The following is a 514-nucleotide window of genomic DNA, read 5'->3' on the forward strand; positions in this document are numbered from 1 at the left end:
TTACAACCTCTGGAATTTCGGAAACAGCAATACCACAGACTGGTATGTATTCACAGGAATTTACCTCACCATCAACTTTGGAAGTGGATCTGACTGTTTCAACAAATATTAATATGGACTTTAAGGAAAAGATCGACCCTGCAAAACTACCCCGGCACATCGCCATCATCATGGATGGCAACGGCAGGTGGGCAAAAAAGCAGGGCCTGATGCGAATAAGAGGCCATGAAAAAGGCACTAAGGCCGTACGCGAAGTAGTAGAAGGCAGTGCCGAAATAGGTGTCAAAAATCTGACTTTGTACGCCTTTTCTACAGAGAATTGGAACAGACCCAAGCTTGAAGTCGACACCCTGATGAGACTTCTTGTTTCTTCTCTTAAGAAAGAAATAAAGACCCTTCAGGAAAACGATATCAAGCTAAGCGCCATTGGCTGCCTGGACAATTTACCCGTAAAAGCTTTAAAGGAACTGCAAGAGGTGATCAAACAAACTGCAGAAAATTCCCGCATGACCCT

At 44.0% G+C, this 514-nt stretch carries 2 protein-coding genes; both read left to right on the plus strand.

Annotated elements, in window-relative coordinates; all coding sequences use genetic code 11:
- The coding region (locus HC176_RS20420) for a DUF6089 family protein (RefSeq protein WP_425338212.1) at positions 1–112 on the plus strand (112 nt) is incomplete at its 5' end.
- 1 nt (position 113) lies between these two features.
- A partial coding sequence (gene uppS / locus HC176_RS16065) for a polyprenyl diphosphate synthase (RefSeq protein WP_167920011.1) occupies positions 114–514 on the plus strand: 401 nt, incomplete at its 3' end.

Source organism: Tamlana crocina (assembly GCF_012037625.1).